Here is a 17646-nt window from a genome sequence, read left to right on the forward strand (position 1 = left end):
GGGGTATTGGCGGGTGGAGTGGTGACAGCCGGAGGCTGGCCACAGGCGGCAAGCGTTAGACCGAGGCCGCCAAGAACGCCGGCGGCGGCGCCACGAAGAAACTCCCGTCGTTTCATGCTCTGCTCCTAGGCAATCTGAACTATAAGGGAACGGTATCTTAATTATAGACGATCTAGTGAAATTGTGCAAATTACTGATTTATTGATCGTGAAACATTTGCTAAACCAGTTGTTTGTTGCTGGAAACGTGGTTACAAGAAGACGAGGACGATGGCAAGCGTCACAATACTTGCCAGATTCGAGAATAACACTGTCGCGGTGACAAATTCAGGCAGCAGATCGTTTTCCATGGCGATAATGCTGACGAGCACTGCGGTGGGCATACTGGCTTGCAAGATGCCGACGTTGCGTTCGAGTTGCGGCAGGGCAAACCAGCCGGCGATGCCAAAGGCCAAAGCAGGTCCGCTGATGAGGCGTACGGCGCTAGATATGAGTAAATCAGCGTTAATGCGAGGGAGGCCGGCAGCAGCCAGTTGCGCACCCAACACGATCAGCATGGTCGGAATCAGCGCGCCGGAGAGTAATTCGAGCGGGCGCATCACGACTGGCGGCAACGTTATCTCAAGCCAGTTGAACAACAGCGCCGGCGGCAGCGCCAGCAGGGCCGGCGTGCGGAAGACTTGAATAGCCATCCCGATGCTGAAGCCGCGGCTGAAGTTGGCGGCGCCGACGCAGACAATAAACGCCAACACTAGATTGGCTAAAAAGTAGACGGTCGCAACGCCGAGCGCCGCCGGCCCTTCGGCGAATTGAATGATCGGCAAGCCGAAATTGCCGACGTTGCCAAACGCCGCGATCATGACATACGCTGCTGTCATGGTCGGGCTACGCTTGAGCAGGCGGGCCACCACAAAGGCAATGATAATCGAGCCGATATAGACGACCGTGATAAAGCCGATCATGCGTCCGGCTAATCCAGCTTCGATCCGGGTTTGGCTGAGCACATAGAACACGAACGCCGGGGTCAGAATAAAGTACGCGAAGCGCGAAAGGGTGCGCGCTTCGAGTTGCAGCCGCGGGCCGGTCAGGTAGCCAAGCAAAACGAGCAAGAAGACAGGGGCAAGCACGTTGAGGAAGATGCCGGGCAATTGGCTCATACAAATTGTGTTTTCTTCAGGCGCCCCATCAGCGGGGCAGGGGCGGGGCAGGTAACTGTGCCTATGATACCATTTCTTCAATGCTTGCCCGTCATGCACGGCTGTGATACAATACCGCTACTTGCAAAAGCCCGATCTGGTGTTTTGTGCAAGCATCAGCTATTGCTGGCGGTTTAAGGAGTTTCTCGTATGTCGGATTTTTCCGGTCGCAATCCAGCAATCATTCTGGTAGAAGATGAGCCTGACATTCTCATCATTTTGCATCGCTTGATGCGTGATCTGACCGGTGGTTACGATATTATTACCGTCAATAGCGGTGCTGATGCGCTGGCCCAAATCGCGCTGCGCCGGGTGCCGCTCGTGATCACCGACTACAATATGCCCGGCATGAATGGTCTGCAACTGGCCGCAGCCATCAAGGAGACTTCTCCCGATACCAGCGTGGTGATGATTACCGCCTACGCTACCCCTGAGCTGGAAAAGCGCGCTCGCGAACAGCGGATCGATTACTATCTGCCTAAGCCCTTCCCGCTCGATCGCCTCGAGCAGATTGTGCGTGACGTGTTGCGCAAGTAGTCTGTCAGCATACCATCAGATCATTTTCATTCTCGCGCACCGGTTCTCCCGTTACGATGAGGGCGCCTGTTGTTGCTGTCGCCATCGTAACCGGAGGCATGTGATGTCTGATTGGCTGTCGTTGCTGCCCTCAATCATCCTCGTTGTGATGATTGCGCTGACACTGGCATTGTTGCCTTTGCTGGAAGATGAGCGTGCTCCTTCTGCCGAGCGCCAGCAGACCGATCGGATCCGTCTGCCGCGCCGGCCCCAATGATCCCACGTGCTAGTGCTCTGCCATACGGAGCGTGCGGGCTAAGGCTAGCGCCTCTTCCGCGTTGTGAATATCCCCCGCTAATTGCGCTTCATGGATCAACTTCAGCAAGCGCCCCACTTCCGGCCCCGGCCCGATCTGTAATGCCGCCATCAGTTCGTCGCCGCGAATCAGCGGCGGCTCAGGCGGCTCCGGCGGGTTCCAATATCGATCCAGCATCGCCCCTAGCCACGCCAGATGCCGTTGCCAAGCCGCCGGGTCGAGCCATGGCCCGCGCGTCGCTAGATGGTCGGCCAATTCGTGCAGCAGAATGTCGGGGCCGGCATCGCCAGTGTCGCGGAAGAAGCGATTGATCCCGCGCTCGCTCAACTGTTCGCTATCCCGCATTTGCCCCGGACGCATGTGTTCGCGCACGACGCTGACGAGATAGCTGGTATCAGCACGGCTCAGGCGGATCCGCTTCCCGATGTGCGCAACTGTTTCTGCGCCTAAGCTCTGATGGCCGTAGAAGGTCACGGCGCCGTCGGGGTGGCTGACCTTCGTCTGCGGTTTGGCGTTGTCGTGCAAGAGCGCCGCTAGTTTGAGCAACGCGGCGCGCCGCACAATGCCGCGGTGCTGGTTGAGCAACTCGTGATATTGGTCAGGAAAGGGCAGCGCGCGGCTGAGCTGCGGATATGTCTGCACTGCCACTGGCGGATCACCGTCATCGATCAGCCAGTCGAGCGCGGCGACCGTTTCGAGCATGTGATCCAGCACCGGCAGAAAATGCACTCGCGGCTGATCGCAGGCGCGGGCCGGTTCGAGTTCGGGGAAGATGATCGTTAACTCGCCGACCTCGTCGAGCAGGCGCAGACCGGCAGCGGCAGCCGGCCCATCGCATATCTTCAGCAGTTCATCGCGGATGCGCTCGACGGCCACGTTCACGAGCAACGGCGCCGCTGCGCGCGCCGCCGCGATGAGGTCGGGGTCGGGATGCAGCCGGTGGGTGGCGCGGAACCGCCCGGCTCGCACCACGCGCAACGGGTCATCACGCAAGCTGGTTGATGCGCAGAGGCGCAGGCGACCGGCGGCGAGATCGTCACGCCCTCCCAGCGGATCGATCAGCGCGCTCCATTCGCCGGCCAGCACTGCCGCGAGTGGCAAAGCGAGCGCGTTGATGGTAAAGTCGCGCAACCGCAAATCACCCTCGATATCAGCCGCGCGGAGCGCCGCGCAATCGATCGTGATTCCGCCGGGCAACACGGCGCGTCCGGTGTCGCGTTCGCGATCGAGCGCGACAAACGCGCCGCCTTCGGTATCGGCAATCGCTTTGGCCAGTGCCAAGCCGCTGCCGGTGGTGGCCAGATCGAGATCGACCGGCGTTTGTCCGCTCAGTAGCGCGCGCACCGCGCCGCCGACCAGCCACACCGGCTGATCGGCCAGATCAGCGATCAATTGGAAGATGCTGTTCATAATGAGGTTCAACAGTCATTCAAGCGCGCGGCGTGAAGGGCTGCGTACCGGCGCTGCCGGTGACAGCGATGGGCAATGATTGTGCTGATGCTTTTGCACTCTTGTGTGCGATTTAGCCGCAGATGATCCGGGCGGCGGCAGGGAGCCAGCATTGCTGGCTCCCTGTGCATGCTCTAGAGCACGAGGGTTACCGTCGTCTGCAGGGTGCAGTTATCCTTCACTAGTTAAGGTTAATACCCCATCAGTATACCGCTCCACGGCGGGTCGCGTCCATAACAGCGGATGATACGCGCCGGCCCGCCACGCATCGGTCATATCGGCATAGTGCGGGCTCGCCGGATGGCCGCTCTGGCCGGCGGGTAAAATGGCGCGGGAAGCGTCCCAGTCGCTCAGATCGAGAATAAAGCGCAGCGATGGCGCATTAAAGATCGTCATGCCGGCAATATCGCGCGGAATATAGCAGTGGTTCACGGTGTCGAGATCGCCACCCATCGGCCATGGCCCGCGGTTAAAGAGCGGGGTCAGCACCGGCACGCTTCCCAGCGGATGGCGCAGGGTCAGGCTGTGGATCTTCCCGTACTGCCAGCGCGCCGGATCTTTGCCCAGTCGTTCGGATAGCTCGGCGGCAGTGCGGGCCAGCGCTGCGCGCAACACGCCGCCCCACGTGCGGCCATTGCCTAACCACTCATCGGGTTGGTCGAGCGGTTGGGAGGCCATCCGTTCCAGTACCATCGGCAACGCGCATTCCAGATAGATGTTCGCCGGCAGCACGCTAAACGATCCGAGCGCCGCCGGCGCGTGGAACAGGTCAGCGAGTTCTTGGTAGACGATGCGGAGCAGATGGTAGCGCAATCCGTCGTAAATTGCGCCGGCAACGCTCTCGGCGTGAAGCTGGCCATCCCACGCCACAAGGAAGTCCCGGATTCGCTGCTCGCTCCCCGGTTCGAGGTTTAGGCGCGCCACCTGCTCGCCCAGTTGTTTGCCGGGCACCGACAGCAGATCATTCTGGATGCGGGCAAAGCTGCGCACATCGTGTTGTTTGGCGGCATCGAGCAACTCTTGGATGCGTTGGGCGCGATACGGATTGAGCCAGAAGCCATGGATGGGAGCGTTGCGCTGTTCGCCACCGGTAATCCGGTGGTTGGCGGTGACAATCGTGCCGCTTGGCGGATCGAGCTGGCTCGGCAATTCTTCAAAGGGGATCATGCCCTCCCACTCGTACTCGCCGCTCCAGCCGGGCACTGGCAACATACCGTCACCGTGCCGGCGGATCGGCAGCCGTCCAGCCAAGCAATAGCCGATATGGCCGTCGATGTCGGCATAGACGAAATTCTGCGGCGGCGTATCCCAATCGGCCAAAGCGGCGCGGAACTCGTTCCAATTTTGGGCGCGGTTAAGCTTCAGCACCGAACGCATTAAGGTTGGCGAGGGATCGAGCGCCGTCCAGCGCAGCGCCAGCGCCGTGGTTTCGGCGCCGGTCGTGGTTGGTTCGCCGCGCAGCGTGCCGGCCACCGGATCGATGATCGGGCCGTGGCGGGTAATGCGCACATCGATCACCACCGGCTCGGCTTGGCCTTTAACCGCAATCGTCTCGGTCACGACTTCGGCGGTCAGCCACTCATCGCGCCAGCGGTAGCGCAGCGGGTCAGTGGTATCGAACTGCTCGATGAAGAGGTCTTGATTATCGGTGCGCGCATTGGTCACGCCCCACGCAATGCGCTGGTTATGGCCGATAATCACGCCGCAGGTGGCTGGAATGGTGGCGCCGGCGACGTGAAAATCGCCGCCTTCGAGATGCACTTGGTGCCAGAGGTTGGGCAAGGCCACATTGAGATGGGGGTCATTTGCCAGCAAGGGTTTCCCGCTAGTAGTACGTTTGCCGGCTGCTACCCACGCATTGGAGCCTTGCGGCGTCTCGGTTTCGCCGGTAAAGAGAGCGGCATCGCTGGCTAGTTGCAGCGCGGCGGCGCCGAGATCGGCGGTGTAGTGTGCGTCGGATGGCACCGTCAAGGGGCCGTCTTCGGGGTAGCGTGGGCGGAGCGCAATGGCCCGCTCGATGCCCACCGTCGCTACAATCTGCGCCTGCAACAACTCTTGCATCCAGTTGGTCGAGAGATTGAGCGACATCATCTTCGGCCAGACCAAGAGATCGGCCAGTTCCCACGGTTGCGGCTGGAAGCCAAGAATAGTAAACTCGAGCGGCAATCGGCTGCCGGTTTGCTCGATACAGGCGTTCACGCCGCGCAGATACGCAGTCATCAAGGTCGCCGTCTCATCGTCGAGCAACGCAGCTTCACGGCGGGCGATGCGGCTAAAGCCGAGGGTGCGGATGAAGCGATCAGAGTCGATCGCAATCGGGCCAACGATCTCGGCGAGGCGGCCATGCCCGATCCGGCGGTGCAGCTCCATCTGCCAGAGCCGGTCTTGAGCATGCACATACCCAAGGGCGCAGAAGAGGTCTTCGTTGTTATCCGCATAGATATGCGGAACTCCCCAGCGGTCGCGGCGCACTTCGACGGCTGCGCGCAGGCCGGGCAGCTTGGCCCGCCCGTTGGTGCGCGGCAAGGGACGGCGGAGGGCAGCAACGGCGCCTACGCCGGCGAGGGCCGCCACAGCGCCAACGGTAATGCCGATGGCCCGTCCGAGGCGAGAGGGGTTGAAGGTCACGCTCCACCTCCGTTTCAGACTGAATATGGTGACACTTGTATTGTCAACCGCGCAAGCGAAAGTGTCAACTGTTGATCTGGTGAATGAGCTGGCAAGGAGGCAGCGTGAGCATCATCCGCCGGCGCGGTTGACAGTGACGAACGGATGGTGTATCTTTCCAAAAGGTGAATTACACGCGCAGTCAAAGTAACATCATGAGTTGGTCTGTTCCGCCGGAATTACATCACGATTTCTTGTTAGTCGAGCAGCTCTTGCGTGAGTGCGCGCGGGCGCGGCTGACCGTCATTTCTATGATCGGCCCCCATGTGATTGCCGATCCATCTGATCGGTTGCGGGCATTGATTGTGCTAGCCATTGCCCGCTTGGGGAATGGTGCTGGCGAACAGGTCGCGCATGCCGCTGCGGCGGTGGAACTGATTGAAGCTGCGACGCGGGCGCACGATGATCTGATCGACGAGCAGGCCCGCCGCGCTGGCCGGGTGACCAACGGCGCGTGGGATCACGGCGTAGCGCTTATGGTGGGTGATTACCTGTTTGCGCTGGCTGCCGGCGAGATGGCGCGCAGCCCTGATCCGCGCATTATTGGTCTGTATTCGCAGGCGGTGATGCGGATCTGTGAAGGCCAGTTAACGATGGTGAGCAGCCTGACGCCGCTCGAAACGGCGCTGGCGGCGTATTGGCTGCGGGCGGAAGCGTTGGCGGGGACCTTGTTGGCGGCGGCGGCGCAAGCCGGGGTGTTGTGTGGCGGGTTAGCTGACCCGTTGCTTGAGCCGGCGGCGCAGTTTGGCCTGCATCTCGGCTTAGCCCGGCGGCTAGCCAAAGAGATGCGCGATATAGAGACCGATGGCGCATTGCTGCAAGCCGGTCATGTGCCGCTGGCCTTGGTGTTGGCCGCCGGTGATTCGCCGGCGCCAGAGTTGCAGGCGCTCTTTGCCCATCCGTCATCAGAGACGATCACAGCCGCGTTGCCGATCATCCAGCGCGATGGATTGCCGGCAGCGCGGGCAGCTCTGGTTGAACAACAAGCTGCGGCCCGGCAGGCGTTGGCCCAATTGCCGGTTGGCGTGACCACCCCATGGCTAGCGACGCTGATCGATCAGATTGGCGGCTAAGCTGCGCGAGCGCCTATGTTATAATGCGACGGCTAATCGTTCGTTGCCGCTTTCAATCCGGCAGGAGAGGCTATGTACCGTTCACATACCTGTGGTGAGTTGCGCCCCGCTCATGCTGGCCAAGAGGTGACGCTGGCCGGCTGGGTCCATCGCCGGCGCGACCATGGCGATCTGATTTTTATTGACCTGCGCGATCGCTACGGTATCACGCAGGTCGTGTTTGACAGCGCCAACCCGGCAGCGCATGAACTAGCCGAGACAGTGCGCTCGGAGTATGTCGTTCAGGTGCGCGGGCGGGTGCGCATTCGCCCTGCCGAAGCCGTCAATCCTGAAATTGCTACCGGCGAGATCGAGGTGGCTGCAATCGAGGCGCAGGTGTTGAATCCTGCTCGCACGACGCCGATCTATATTGCCAAAGAAGGTGGCGAAGATGAAGCGGTGCGCCTCAAGTATCGCTATCTTGACCTGCGCCGCGAGCGGATGCAGCGTAACCTGATCTTGCGCCATCGCGTGGTCAAGTTTATCCGCGACTTTCTTGACAACGAGGGCTTTCTCGAGATCGAGACCCCGATCTTGATCAAATCCACCCCGGAAGGGGCGCGTGACTATCTGGTGCCCTCACGCTTGCATCCGGGCAAGTTCTATGCGCTGCCGCAAAGCCCGCAGCAACTCAAGCAGTTGCTGATGGTGGCCGGCTACGATAAATATTTCCAGATTGCCCGCTGCTTCCGCGATGAAGACCAGCGCGCCGATCGCCAGCCTGAGTTTACCCAGCTTGATATGGAGATGAGCTTCGTCGATCAGGAAGACGTGCTCAATCTGATTGAGCGGCTCTTTACCGCGCTGTGCCGCACGATAACGCCGCACAAGCATCTGCCGACGCCGTTCCGCCGCCTCACGTATGCCGAAGCGATGGATCGCTACGGTTCCGATAAGCCCGATCTACGCTACGACCTCGAATTGATCAATCTCAGTGATCTGTTAGCCGAGACGCCGTTCCAAGTGTTTCGCAGTGCGTTGGCTGCCGGTGGTCAGGTGAAAGGGATTCGCGCGCCGGGGTGCGCAACCTTCTCGCGTAAGCAGATCGACGAACTAGCCGAAGTGGTGCGCGCTGGCGGCGCGAAGGGATTGGCATGGGCCGTGTTGCCGGCTGATGGCGGCGACGTCCGCTCAAGCTTCGCCAAAAATCTCGCTCCCGGCGAGTTTGAGGCGATTGCCCAACGTATGGCGGCGCAACCCGGCGATCTGTTGTTGATCGTCGCCGATCAGCCAGTGGTAGTCGCCGCCTCGCTCGACAAGTTGCGCCGTAATCTGGCCGACCGGCTCAACCTCGCCGATCCCGACACGCTCTGCTTTGCGTGGGTCGTCGATTTTCCGTTGGTGGAATGGAACGAGGACGAGCAGCGCTGGGATGCCGTTCACCATCCCTTCACCGCACCCAAAGACGAAGACCTGCATCTGCTGGCGACCGATCCGGGCAAGGTGCGCGCCAAGGCTTACGACCTCATCCTCAATGGCTACGAGGCGGGCGGTGGCAGCATCCGTATCCATCGCCGCGATGTGCAGCAGCAGATCTTTTCGCTGCTTGGCATCAGCGAAGCGCAGGCGCAGGCCCAGTTTGGCCATATGCTGGAGGCATTTGAATATGGTGCGCCACCCCACGGCGGGATCGCTCCCGGCATCGATCGGCTAGTGATGACCTTGGCCGGCGAGCCGACCATCCGTGAAGTGATGGCCTTTCCCAAGACGCAGCAAGCAGTCGATCTGATGACCAACGCGCCGTCGCCGGTGGATGAGCGCCAGTTGAAGGAGCTGCATATCCGGATCGTTGATGAATGATGATGCGGCTCGCCATCGTAGCAGTTAAAGCAGTCGCTGCCGATCGGCAACTCGGCAACGGGGCAAAACCCGCTGGCTACGGTGTCCGCGGGAAAAAGTAGTACTTCTGACCCGGCGACAAGTTCGCGCAGAAAAGCTATACTATGAGATGCACGACGTCCATGCCGCCGCCGCGCCGAGCTCGGCGCGGCGTTGCGTTCGCCGGAGCAGGTATGCCCAAGCGCATTTTAATTGTCGATGATGATTCGAACATTCGCCGGTTGGTGGCGTTGGCGCTCACCGATGATACGCCGTACGAAGTGAGCGATGTTTCTTCGGCAGAGGCTGCGCTGTTGCACATTTCGCGCCATCCAGTCGATCTGTATATTCACCGATCTGCACATGCCGGGGATGAATGGGATCGAGTTGATCCAGCGGGTGCGCCAGCTCGATCCGGGCACAGCGGTGGTGGTGTTTACGATTAGCCCCGAAGACTTATCGCCGCAACTCAAAGCCGAATTACAGATTGACTACGTGTTGACCAAGCCGGCTGCTGCCGAGCAATTGCGGTTAGCGGCGACCACCTTGCTCGATCCGAATCAAGCCGGCGGGCGCCAGCCGCCCCGAAGCGCAACCAGCCGAACCGGCCAGCGGCAGCCGGTTTAGCCAGCGGCTGGCTGCCCTGCGCACACGCCAGTCATCGCCGCCAGCGCCGGCAGTGAACTCGGCGGTGGCGATGCGGCTGACTCCCAACCAGCCCGGCCGGAGCGGACGTAGCTATTCGGAAGCTCAGCTCGAACGCATGCGGCAAGCGTTGAAGGATCTGGCATTGGCGCCCGATGTGCAGTGCGCGATTTTGGCCGATATGAGCGGGTTGGTGCTAAGCCATTGGAGCCGGCGGCGCGATATTAATGTCACGGTTGTGGCGGCGCTGGCTGCCGGCAACACACTGGCGCTGGCCGAGATTGGTCGCCATTTGGGCCAGCAACGTCCCGGTCATTTAGTCATTCACGAGGGCCAAGATCAAAACATCATTATGGCGTCGATTGATGACCTGATCCTGTTGCTGGCGATTGGCGCCAACGCATCGCTCGGTTGGGCACGGATCGCCGCCTTGCGCGCATGCGAGGAAATGGCCCGGATTGCGCGCAGCGAGTAGCGAATGGCGTTTGACACCATGCCAACCCTTTGCTATACTACGCAAGGCAAAGGGCGGAGCAACCGCTCTGTTTTCATGTTGTCTCGACGCAGTGCGTGCGTCGCCCCAAGGAGAAGAAGACCGTGTATGCGATTATTCGTGACCGTGGCATGCAATACCGTGTCGAGCCGGGCCAAGTCCTGACCATCGACCTGATCAGCGCCGAGCCGGGCAGCCAGATCGAGCTAGGTGAAGTGCTGTTGGTGGGCGACGCGGAGCAGGTAAAGGTCGGCTCGCCGCTGGTCGAGGGCGCTGTGGTGCGGGCAGAGGTGTTGGGCGAGCAGAAGGGCGACAAGATCGTCGTGTTCCGCTACCGCAACAAGACGCGCTATCGCCGCCGCACCGGCCATCGCCAGCGCTATACCCAAGTTCGCATTAGCGAGATCGTCGCCTAGAGGAGCTTGAACAATGGCACACAAAAAAGGTGTAGGCAGCTCGCGCAACGGGCGCGATAGCAATCCAAAAATGCGCGGTGTCAAGCGCTTCGGCGGCGAGCTGGTTCGGGCCGGCAATATTATCGTGCGCCAGTGCGGCACCAAAATCAAGCCGGGTGAGAATGTCGGCGTTGGTCGCGACTGGACGCTCTACGCCCTCGTTGATGGCGTGGTGCAGTTCGGCCACTATTCGCGCACCCAGAAGATGGTCAGCGTGATTCCGGTTGCATCTGCCGAAGCCGCTGCCAATTAGAGAGGATACGACGGTGAAACAGGGTATTCATCCCAAGTACTATACCGATGGCATCGTTTGCACGACCTGCGGGACGGTGTGGAAGATCGGTTCGACCCGCCCGAATCTGCGGGTGGAAATTTGCTCGAACTGCCATCCGTTCTATACCGGCGAACAGCGCATCGTCGATACCGCCGGCCAAGTTGATCGCTTTATGCGCCGGTTGAATGTCGCCCAAGAGCGGCAAACCGAGCGCGAAGCGCGCCGCGCTGGCCGCCAACCCGAAAAGAAGAAGAGCCTGCTCAAAGAGATTTACGGCGAAGAGGCGGAATAGCGGTTGGTTTCCCGGCAATAGGTGGGGCGACGCGCGCGCGTCGCCTTTTCCTATTTGTACTGCTCTAAGATGCGGCGAGCATGGTTGATGACCTCGGCCCGTAGTTCCGCTGGTTCGATCACCGCTACCTCGGTTCCCCAACTCAACACCCAACTTAAGATCTCGCGAATGCCGGCGACAGTCAGGTATACGTCGCAACTGCCATCAGCGTTGTCGATTAGCCGTTGGCTATGATGCCAGCGATTCTCGCGAATGCGCGGCGCGGCTTGCGGGCTGAAGCGTAGGTGAATCGTCACTTCCGCCTCGTTCATCACTTCCCACGACCGGGCCAAGTGGGCATACGGGTCAAAGTCGGGGGAAATAGTGAATCGCTCATCAAGCAGTTCGGCATCCTCGATGCGCTCGACTTTGAAGGTGCGCAAATCGTTGCGCAGCCGGTCATAGCCGATCAAGTACACTCCCGGCGTCGTGCGCACCACTTCGAGAAAGTAGGGCGCAATATCGCGTTCAGTTGGCTCTCGGTTAGGCGCGCGGTAGCGGATGCGCACCATGCGCCGGTCGGCCCACGCTCGCGTGATTAGTTCGAGCATGCGCACATAATGCGGATTAGGTGGCCGTTGGCGCACAATATCGGCTAGGCGGGCAATGTGACCAGCGATCGTTTGGTCGGGCAGGCCGGCGGCAAGCTGGTCGAGCGCCGAAACGATGTGCGGATTGTGTTCGTCGCTGTGGTGGCTGAGCAAGCGCGCGGCGAAAAAGAGCGCGATCGCTTCGTTGAGGTTTAGCCGGATGGTGGCGAGGTATTTGTTGCGGTCGAGGCCGTACTTGCCGTTGTGTTCCCAAATCGGTACGTCCGCTTCGCTGAGCGTATCGAGATCGCGGTAGATCGTGCGCCGGTTGACGCCGCACAGTTTGGCGAGTTCGATCACACTATAGCCGTTGGGTGGAGCATTGTACAGTTTATGTTCAAGGCTGCGCAACCGCGCGGCTTTGCTGCGCAACCGGTTTTCGGCGTTCATCACGGTCAGTGCTGTATATAGTATCGCCGCAAAGGGCGGCCACGATGCTGTTGACCTGCTTTGCGGCGGTCATCTGCCTTGTTACAATACGAACGAAGCCACAATCATCCCAATTGTGAGCAACCCGCCCCAGATCGTGATCCAGATCAGATCTTGGCGAACGTAGGCATATTCACGGCTGTAATCAGGCGGTTCGACCGACCGGGCAACCGGGCGGCGCACCGGGCTCGATCGTTGATTGGGACGGCGACGATTGCTGCGCGAAGACATCGACATACGGCCATACTCCTTGCGAAGGTTGTTGTCACCAGTTGTATTATAGCGGAAGTTTTTGCCCGGCTCGCGCAGGCCGGATTAGATGGGGTGCATGTTGCGCAGGTGGTGGGTTGATCCTCCCGTGCGTTGGAATGTTGAGAGTTGGACAGAACATTTGATGTGCAATGCCTCAAAGCGTAGCTCTGCTCCCCTCTCCCGCGCCAGTTGAGAGATGGCCAGAACATTTGATTGATTACAACGGTTGATTGCTGTGCGATGCCTCAAAGGCCGGTTCTGTGCGCCCTCTCCCGCGCCGGGCTTCGTACCCCTAGCCCGGCCCTTGAGGGCCGGGTTCTGGACTTGAACCCGCGCCAGTGAGCGAGGACAACCAGCGCATCTCACACCTATCAACCACAGCTATGCTCATACGTTCTGTCCGCCCTTAAACGATGGAACGGGACGGTGCTGCGGAGCGATAGACATGTGCAGGCCAAGCACCCGCTTGCGCATCCCGTCCTCTAACGGTACTATACCCAGCGTGGTTTATTCAGTTCGTGGTGGGAAGAGGTATGCGGGTAGGGATTTTCGGCGGCGGCCAATTAGCCCAAATGTTGGTGCAGGCAGCGATCAGCATCGGCGTTGAAGTAGTGATCTGTGAGCGGGCGCCGGATAGCCCGGCGGCGCGGTATACCCAGCATGCGGTGGTGGGGCCGTGGGAAGATGAAGCGGTGCTCGCTGGGTTTGCCCGCCAGTGCGATCTGGTGACGTTAGAAAATGAGTTTATCGATGCCGGCTTGCTCGAGCGGGTCGTGGCCTTGGGTGTGCCGGTTTGGCCCGCACCGGCGACAGTCGCCGTGGTGCAAGATAAGTTGTGGCAAAAAGAGCGGTTGGCGGCGGCGGGGCTAGCGGTGCCGCCGTTCCGTTCAGTCACTGCGCCAGATGAGGTCTTGGCGGTTGCCCAAGAGTTCGGCTGGCCGCTGGTGCTCAAAGCGCGCCGCAATGGCTATGATGGCTACGGTAATGCCACCCTGCGCGGCCCGGCTGATGTCGTGCCGGCGTGGGAACGGCTCACTCGCGGCGGCAGCCTGTTGCTGGTTGAGGCATGGGTGCCGTTTAGCCGCGAACTGGCGGTGATGGTTGCGCGCCGGCGTGATGGTGCGACGGCGGTATACCCGGTGGTCGAGACAGTGCAGCAGAATCATATCTGCCATGTGGTGTACGCACCGGCGCCGGTTGAACCGGCGATGGCCGCGTTGGCGACTGAACTGGCCGTGGCTGCGATTGAGGCGGTTAAGGGGGTGGGGATTTTTGGCGTCGAGTTGTTTGCGCTGGCCGATGGCCGGGTGCTGATCAACGAGTTGGCCCCCCGCCCGCACAATTCCGGCCACTACACGATTGAAGCCTGCGTCACCTCGCAGTTTGAGCAGCACCTGCGGGCTGTGTTAGGCTGGCCGCTTGGCCTGACCACGATGCGCGCGCCGGCAGCGGTGATGGTTAATCTGCTCGGCCAGCGTAACGGCCCTATCGACGCCAGCGCAATCACCGCGGCGCTCGCGGTGCCCGGCGCGCACATGCACTTTTACGGCAAGCGCGAAGAGCGGGTCGGGCGCAAGATGGGCCATATTACCGCGTTGGCGGACACCTTGGCTGAAGCCGAAACGATTGCCCGCCGCGCCGCCGCACTGGTGGCGATGCCATCGTGATTAGTCGAGACAAGGAAGCGCTATGTCCGATCATCCTCTCGTGGGTATCATCATGGGTAGTGACAGCGACTTGCCGACTATGCAAGGCGCGATCGATGTCTGTCGCGAGTTTGGCATTCCCTACGAAGCGCGGGTCGTCTCAGCGCACCGCACGCCGCTTGATATGGCCGAATACGGTCTCACCGCGCACCAGCGCGGTATCAGGGTCATCATTGCCGGGGCCGGCGGCGCGGCCCACTTGCCCGGTATGATTGCCGCCCATTCGCCGTTGCCGGTGATCGGTGTGCCAGTGCCGAGCAAAGCGCTCAACGGCCTCGACTCGCTGCTCTCGATTGTGCAGATGCCGGCGGGGGTGCCGGTGGCCACCGTTGCGATTGGCAATGGCCGTAATGCGGGCTTGCTGGCCGTACAGATACTGGCCAGCGCCGATCCAGCCTTGCTGGCGCAAGTGCAAGCCTACAAAGAGCGCATGGCAGCCGAGTCGCGGGCCAAAAACCGTATCTTTACAGAAGCGTAATCTCTGTGGCAGTCCAGACCGGTTGCGTGTTCATTCTCATGTGCTATTGTCTGTACCGTCGTCCGCAAGCGAAGATGATTCTCGCCACGCGATGGCAAAAGCTGGTTGGCGTAGACCTTCGGCGTTCAGATCACGATCGCAGTTGTCGCAAGCTGCTATCGTTGGGTGCGTGAACGTTATGCAGTGAAAGGGATTGGCTCTCCTATGAGAAATCTGCTCGTGACCGGTGGGGCCGGTTTTATCGGCAGCAACTTTGTTCACTACATGCTGGGCAAGTATGCCGATTATCGCATCGTGGTCTACGACAAACTGACCTACGCCGGCAATTTGGCGAATTTGGCGCCGGTTGCCAATGATCCGCGCTTTGCGTTTGTGCGCGGTGATATTTGTGATATTGATGCGGTACGTGAAGCGGTGCGCGCCTACGGCATTGATACCATCGTCAATTTCGCCGCCGAGACCCACGTCGATCGCTCGATTATGGCGCCTGATGCGGTGGTGCGCACCAATGTCAATGGCACATGGGCGTTGCTGGAGGTGGCGCGCGAACTGAAACTCGAACGCTTCCATCAGATCAGCACCGACGAGGTGTACGGTGCGATCCCGGCGCCGCACCGCTCACGCGAGGGCGATCCGCTCGAACCGCGCAGTCCCTATTCGGCCAGCAAGGCGGGGGCCGAGCATCTGGTCTATGCGTATTACATCACCTATGGCGTGCCGGTGACCACCACTCGCGGCTCGAATAACATCGGCCCGTACCACTATCCTGAAAAAGCGGTGCCGCTCTTTACCACCAATGCGATCGACAACCTGCCTCTGCCGATCTACGGCGACGGCCTGCAGGTGCGTGATTATCAGTACGTGCTCGATCACTGCGAAGCGATCGACGTGGTGCTGCACAAAGGCCAAATCGGCGAGGTATATAACGTCGGCACCGAGGTCGAGACGCCGAATATCGAGATGGCACGCAAAATTCTCGACATTCTCGGCAAGCCGTACAGTTTGATCCAGCATGTCGCCGACCGGGCCGGTCACGACCGGCGCTACGCGCTCGATTGCTCGAAGCTGCGCGCATTGGGATGGCGTTCGCGCCATACCTTCGATGAAGCGTTGGAAAAGACCGTGCGCTGGTTTGTCGAGAATGAGGCGTGGTGGCGACCGATCAAATCGGGCGAGTACATGGAATATTACCGCCGGCAATACCTCGAACGCGGCGGGTAGTCGGCGGCACCGTAAGCGCTCGCGGTGTTGCCTACGCTCCCGCCGGTGTCACGACCACCACATAGCCATTGCCAATGCGCCGGAACCGCACATGGCGCGGGAGGAGCGGCAACTGTCGCGTGCGCAATTCGTGTTCGACGCGGGCTATGATCTCAGGCCACAGGCCCGCGTCACCCTGATAGTAGCGGCGCAACAACGCACACAATTCGTCATCCGCCGGCCACGTTAGCGCGTCCACGGATCGCCGCCTTTCTGCCGGTGCTGATGAGCTTGGACGATGAGATCGCAGATCTGTTGCGGGTCATCGCACACTTGCAACCGGTCGAGGTCGGCTTGGGCAATCGTGCCGGTCATGAGCAACGTATGGCGCGCCCAATTGATCATGCCCTGCCAGAACTCCGAGCCGTACAGCACAATCGGGAAGTCGTGAATTTTGCCGGTTTGAATGAGCGTCAACGCTTCAAAGAGTTCATCAAGCGTGCCAAAGCCGCCGGGGAAGATCACAAAGGCATGGGCATATTTGACGAACATGATTTTGCGGATGAAGAAGTAGCGAAATCGCACTTCGAGATCGAGAAATGGGTTCGCGCCCGCTTCAAACGGCAATTCAATCGTGCAGCCAACCGAGCGCCCGCCGCCGGCGCGGGCGCCTTTGTTGGCCGCTTCCATCAAGCCGGGACCGCCGCCGGTGATGATGGTAAAGCCGGCCTGCGCGAGTAAGCGAGCCGTTTCACTCGCTGCCAGATAGATAGGTGAGGTTGGTGGAATTCGGGCCGAACCAAAGATCGAGACGGCGGGGCCAAGCCCGGCCATGTTCTCGAATCCTTCCACAAATTCACCCATAATCCGCAACACGCGCCACGTGTCGGTATGGGTAAAATCGTGCGGATGCCGGTACGGATCGGTGCGTAGCAGGCGTTCGTCTTCTGTCTGGCGTGACATATATGGTATACTCCGCAAGTTAACGGCAGCCGGGTAAGGCGACCGCAAGATCGAGACGGTAAGGGTGAATAATGATCGCCCTTACCGATGGCGTATGTACAGTGTACCCTACTTAGCCTAGCATAGTACCATTTCAGGAGGAGTAATGACCCGTCCGAGCGATAGCGGCCGTATCGAGGTAATTTGCGGCTGCATGTACAGTGGCAAGACTGAAGAGCTGATCCGGCGCATGCGGCAGGTGCGGATTGCCCGCCAATCGTACCGGATCTTTACGCCGCGGATGGATACGCGCTATGCCGAGGGGCAGGTAGCCAGCCATAGCGGCAGCCGGCTAGAGGCGATTACCGTGGCGACGATGCGTGAGATTTTGGCCCATGCCCAAGATGCGCATGTGGTCGCGATCGATGAATTGCACCTGTTCGATGACGATCCAGCCGAGATGGTGCGCGGCTGCCAATGGCTCGCCGACCGTGGCGCGCGGGTGATTGTGGCCGGCCTCGATCTCAACTACCGGGCCGAGCCGTTTCCGGCGATGATGCACTTGCTGGCGCTGGCCGAGCAAGTTGATAAACTGTATGCGATTTGCGTCAAGTGCGGTGCGTATGCCACTCGCTCGCAGCGTTTGATTGACGGCAAACCCGCCCCGGCCACTGCGCCGACGATTGTCGTCGGCGGTCTTGATATGTACGAGGCGCGCTGCCGCGCCTGCTACGAGCCGGCGGTGTAGGAAGGTGTAGGGGCGGGTTTGACACCCGCC

At 60.5% G+C, this 17646-nt stretch carries 21 protein-coding genes; 14 read left to right on the forward strand and 7 right to left on the reverse strand.

Going from position 1 to position 17646, the window contains the following annotated elements:
• Positions 1–250: 250 nt before the first annotated feature.
• Complete coding sequence (locus tag U9R81_RS17415) at positions 251–1156, reverse strand: AEC family transporter (RefSeq protein ID WP_322496692.1); 906 nt, start codon at positions 1154–1156, stop codon at positions 251–253.
• 189 nt (positions 1157–1345) lie between these two features.
• Between U9R81_RS17415 and U9R81_RS17420 the strand changes: the two genes are divergently transcribed.
• Together U9R81_RS17420 and U9R81_RS17425 are read left to right on the forward strand one after the other, a co-directional pair.
• On the forward strand, positions 1346–1732 hold the full coding sequence (locus tag U9R81_RS17420) for a response regulator (RefSeq protein WP_066784786.1): 387 nt from the start codon (positions 1346–1348) through the stop codon (positions 1730–1732).
• Between the two features lie 103 nt (positions 1733–1835).
• A complete protein-coding gene (locus U9R81_RS17425; RefSeq protein WP_172812286.1) occupies positions 1836–1988 on the forward strand; it encodes a hypothetical protein in 153 nt (50 codons plus the stop codon).
• A gap of 9 nt (positions 1989–1997) precedes the next feature.
• Here the strand turns inward: U9R81_RS17425 and U9R81_RS17430 are convergent, their stop codons facing one another.
• Together U9R81_RS17430 and U9R81_RS17435 are read right to left on the reverse strand one after the other, a co-directional pair.
• The gene (locus U9R81_RS17430; RefSeq protein WP_322496693.1) at positions 1998–3437 is read right to left on the reverse strand and encodes an HD domain-containing protein; all 1440 of its coding nucleotides are present in this window, start codon (positions 3435–3437) and stop codon (positions 1998–2000) included.
• A 210-nt stretch (positions 3438–3647) separates the two neighbouring features.
• Entirely contained in the window at positions 3648–6104 is a 2457-nt protein-coding gene (locus tag U9R81_RS17435) for a penicillin acylase family protein (RefSeq protein ID WP_322496694.1), read from the reverse strand.
• A 194-nt stretch (positions 6105–6298) separates the two neighbouring features.
• Here U9R81_RS17435 and U9R81_RS17440 point away from each other — a divergent pair, with 194 nt between their 5' ends.
• From U9R81_RS17440 to rpmE, 8 genes are all read left to right on the forward strand, one after another.
• A complete protein-coding gene (locus tag U9R81_RS17440; RefSeq protein ID WP_322496695.1) occupies positions 6299–7216 on the forward strand; it encodes a polyprenyl synthetase family protein in 918 nt (305 codons plus the stop codon).
• A gap of 72 nt (positions 7217–7288) precedes the next feature.
• Positions 7289–9055, forward strand: a complete 1767-nt coding sequence (gene aspS, locus U9R81_RS17445; protein ID WP_322496696.1) for an aspartate--tRNA ligase — start codon at positions 7289–7291, stop codon at positions 9053–9055.
• A 212-nt stretch (positions 9056–9267) separates the two neighbouring features.
• Positions 9268–9519: a hypothetical protein gene (locus tag U9R81_RS17450; protein WP_322496697.1), complete on the forward strand. Its 252-nt coding sequence runs from the start codon at positions 9268–9270 to the stop codon at positions 9517–9519.
• Positions 9437–9700: a response regulator gene (locus tag U9R81_RS17455; RefSeq protein WP_322496698.1), complete on the forward strand. Its 264-nt coding sequence runs from the start codon at positions 9437–9439 to the stop codon at positions 9698–9700. Before U9R81_RS17450 ends, U9R81_RS17455 begins: the two co-directional genes overlap by 83 nt.
• 70 nt (positions 9701–9770) lie before the next feature.
• Positions 9771–10193, forward strand: coding sequence for a roadblock/LC7 domain-containing protein (locus U9R81_RS17460; RefSeq protein ID WP_322496709.1), 423 nt, complete (start codon positions 9771–9773; stop codon positions 10191–10193).
• A gap of 122 nt (positions 10194–10315) precedes the next feature.
• A complete protein-coding gene (rplU, locus tag U9R81_RS17465; protein ID WP_322496699.1) occupies positions 10316–10627 on the forward strand; it encodes a 50S ribosomal protein L21 in 312 nt (103 codons plus the stop codon).
• A gap of 13 nt (positions 10628–10640) precedes the next feature.
• The gene (rpmA, locus tag U9R81_RS17470) at positions 10641–10919 is read left to right on the forward strand and encodes a 50S ribosomal protein L27 (RefSeq protein WP_322496700.1); all 279 of its coding nucleotides are present in this window, start codon (positions 10641–10643) and stop codon (positions 10917–10919) included.
• A 13-nt stretch (positions 10920–10932) separates the two neighbouring features.
• A complete protein-coding gene (gene rpmE / locus U9R81_RS17475; RefSeq protein ID WP_322496701.1) occupies positions 10933–11232 on the forward strand; it encodes a 50S ribosomal protein L31 in 300 nt (99 codons plus the stop codon).
• A 50-nt stretch (positions 11233–11282) separates the two neighbouring features.
• Here rpmE and U9R81_RS17480 read toward each other — a convergent pair whose 3' ends face one another.
• Together U9R81_RS17480 and U9R81_RS17485 are read right to left on the reverse strand one after the other, a co-directional pair.
• The gene (locus tag U9R81_RS17480; protein ID WP_322496710.1) at positions 11283–12251 is read right to left on the reverse strand and encodes a WYL domain-containing transcriptional regulator; all 969 of its coding nucleotides are present in this window, start codon (positions 12249–12251) and stop codon (positions 11283–11285) included.
• A gap of 81 nt (positions 12252–12332) precedes the next feature.
• Complete coding sequence (locus tag U9R81_RS17485; protein ID WP_322496702.1) at positions 12333–12527, reverse strand: hypothetical protein; 195 nt, start codon at positions 12525–12527, stop codon at positions 12333–12335.
• Positions 12528–13075: 548 nt separating this feature from the next.
• Between U9R81_RS17485 and U9R81_RS17490 the strand changes: the two genes are divergently transcribed.
• The 3 genes from U9R81_RS17490 to rfbB all read left to right on the forward strand — a co-directional run bounded on the left by U9R81_RS17490 (position 13076) and on the right by rfbB (position 15947).
• A complete protein-coding gene (locus U9R81_RS17490; RefSeq protein ID WP_322496703.1) occupies positions 13076–14209 on the forward strand; it encodes a 5-(carboxyamino)imidazole ribonucleotide synthase in 1134 nt (377 codons plus the stop codon).
• Between the two features lie 22 nt (positions 14210–14231).
• Positions 14232–14726, forward strand: coding sequence for a 5-(carboxyamino)imidazole ribonucleotide mutase (gene purE / locus U9R81_RS17495; RefSeq protein ID WP_322496704.1), 495 nt, complete (start codon positions 14232–14234; stop codon positions 14724–14726).
• 204 nt (positions 14727–14930) lie between these two features.
• Positions 14931–15947 (forward strand): dTDP-glucose 4,6-dehydratase, encoded by a 1017-nt coding sequence (gene rfbB, locus U9R81_RS17500; RefSeq protein ID WP_322496705.1) that lies wholly within the window; start codon positions 14931–14933, stop codon positions 15945–15947.
• Positions 15948–15978: 31 nt separating this feature from the next.
• Here rfbB and U9R81_RS17505 read toward each other — a convergent pair whose 3' ends face one another.
• Together U9R81_RS17505 and U9R81_RS17510 are read right to left on the reverse strand one after the other, a co-directional pair.
• Positions 15979–16185: a hypothetical protein gene (locus U9R81_RS17505; RefSeq protein WP_322496706.1), complete on the reverse strand. Its 207-nt coding sequence runs from the start codon at positions 16183–16185 to the stop codon at positions 15979–15981.
• Positions 16173–16889 carry a TIGR00730 family Rossman fold protein gene (locus tag U9R81_RS17510; RefSeq protein WP_322496707.1) on the reverse strand — a complete coding sequence of 239 codons (717 nt, stop codon included), beginning with the start codon at positions 16887–16889 and terminating at the stop codon, positions 16173–16175. Before U9R81_RS17510 ends, U9R81_RS17505 begins: the two co-directional genes overlap by 13 nt.
• Before the next feature lie 145 nt (positions 16890–17034).
• Between U9R81_RS17510 and U9R81_RS17515 the strand changes: the two genes are divergently transcribed.
• Positions 17035–17616, forward strand: coding sequence for a thymidine kinase (locus U9R81_RS17515; RefSeq protein WP_322496708.1), 582 nt, complete (start codon positions 17035–17037; stop codon positions 17614–17616).
• The last annotated feature ends 30 nt before the right edge of the window (positions 17617–17646 follow it).

It is taken from the genome of Chloroflexus sp., assembly GCF_034435895.1.
Classification (GTDB): Bacteria; Chloroflexota; Chloroflexia; order Chloroflexales; family Chloroflexaceae; genus Chloroflexus.

What these genes read in the sequence shown, in the direction of transcription:
- U9R81_RS17415 (WP_322496692.1), bottom strand. Translation starts at nt 1,156, where the DNA reads ATGAGCCAATTGCCCGGCATCTTCCTCAACGTGCTTGCCCCTGTCTTC.
- U9R81_RS17420 (WP_066784786.1), top strand. Translation starts at nt 1,346, where the DNA reads ATGTCGGATTTTTCCGGTCGCAATCCAGCAATCATTCTGGTAGAAGAT.
- U9R81_RS17425 (WP_172812286.1), top strand. Translation starts at nt 1,836, where the DNA reads ATGTCTGATTGGCTGTCGTTGCTGCCCTCAATCATCCTCGTTGTGATG.
- U9R81_RS17430 (WP_322496693.1), bottom strand. Translation starts at nt 3,437, where the DNA reads ATGAACAGCATCTTCCAATTGATCGCTGATCTGGCCGATCAGCCGGTG.
- U9R81_RS17440 (WP_322496695.1), top strand. Translation starts at nt 6,299, where the DNA reads ATGAGTTGGTCTGTTCCGCCGGAATTACATCACGATTTCTTGTTAGTC.
- aspS (WP_322496696.1), top strand. Translation starts at nt 7,289, where the DNA reads ATGTACCGTTCACATACCTGTGGTGAGTTGCGCCCCGCTCATGCTGGC.
- U9R81_RS17450 (WP_322496697.1), top strand. Translation starts at nt 9,268, where the DNA reads ATGCCCAAGCGCATTTTAATTGTCGATGATGATTCGAACATTCGCCGG.
- U9R81_RS17455 (WP_322496698.1), top strand. Translation starts at nt 9,437, where the DNA reads ATGCCGGGGATGAATGGGATCGAGTTGATCCAGCGGGTGCGCCAGCTC.
- U9R81_RS17460 (WP_322496709.1), top strand. Translation starts at nt 9,771, where the DNA reads ATGCGGCTGACTCCCAACCAGCCCGGCCGGAGCGGACGTAGCTATTCG.
- rpmA (WP_322496700.1), top strand. Translation starts at nt 10,641, where the DNA reads ATGGCACACAAAAAAGGTGTAGGCAGCTCGCGCAACGGGCGCGATAGC.
- U9R81_RS17480 (WP_322496710.1), bottom strand. Translation starts at nt 12,251, where the DNA reads ATGAACGCCGAAAACCGGTTGCGCAGCAAAGCCGCGCGGTTGCGCAGC.
- U9R81_RS17485 (WP_322496702.1), bottom strand. Translation starts at nt 12,527, where the DNA reads ATGTCGATGTCTTCGCGCAGCAATCGTCGCCGTCCCAATCAACGATCG.
- U9R81_RS17490 (WP_322496703.1), top strand. Translation starts at nt 13,076, where the DNA reads ATGCGGGTAGGGATTTTCGGCGGCGGCCAATTAGCCCAAATGTTGGTG.
- purE (WP_322496704.1), top strand. Translation starts at nt 14,232, where the DNA reads ATGTCCGATCATCCTCTCGTGGGTATCATCATGGGTAGTGACAGCGAC.
- rfbB (WP_322496705.1), top strand. Translation starts at nt 14,931, where the DNA reads ATGAGAAATCTGCTCGTGACCGGTGGGGCCGGTTTTATCGGCAGCAAC.
- U9R81_RS17510 (WP_322496707.1), bottom strand. Translation starts at nt 16,889, where the DNA reads ATGTCACGCCAGACAGAAGACGAACGCCTGCTACGCACCGATCCGTAC.
- U9R81_RS17515 (WP_322496708.1), top strand. Translation starts at nt 17,035, where the DNA reads ATGACCCGTCCGAGCGATAGCGGCCGTATCGAGGTAATTTGCGGCTGC.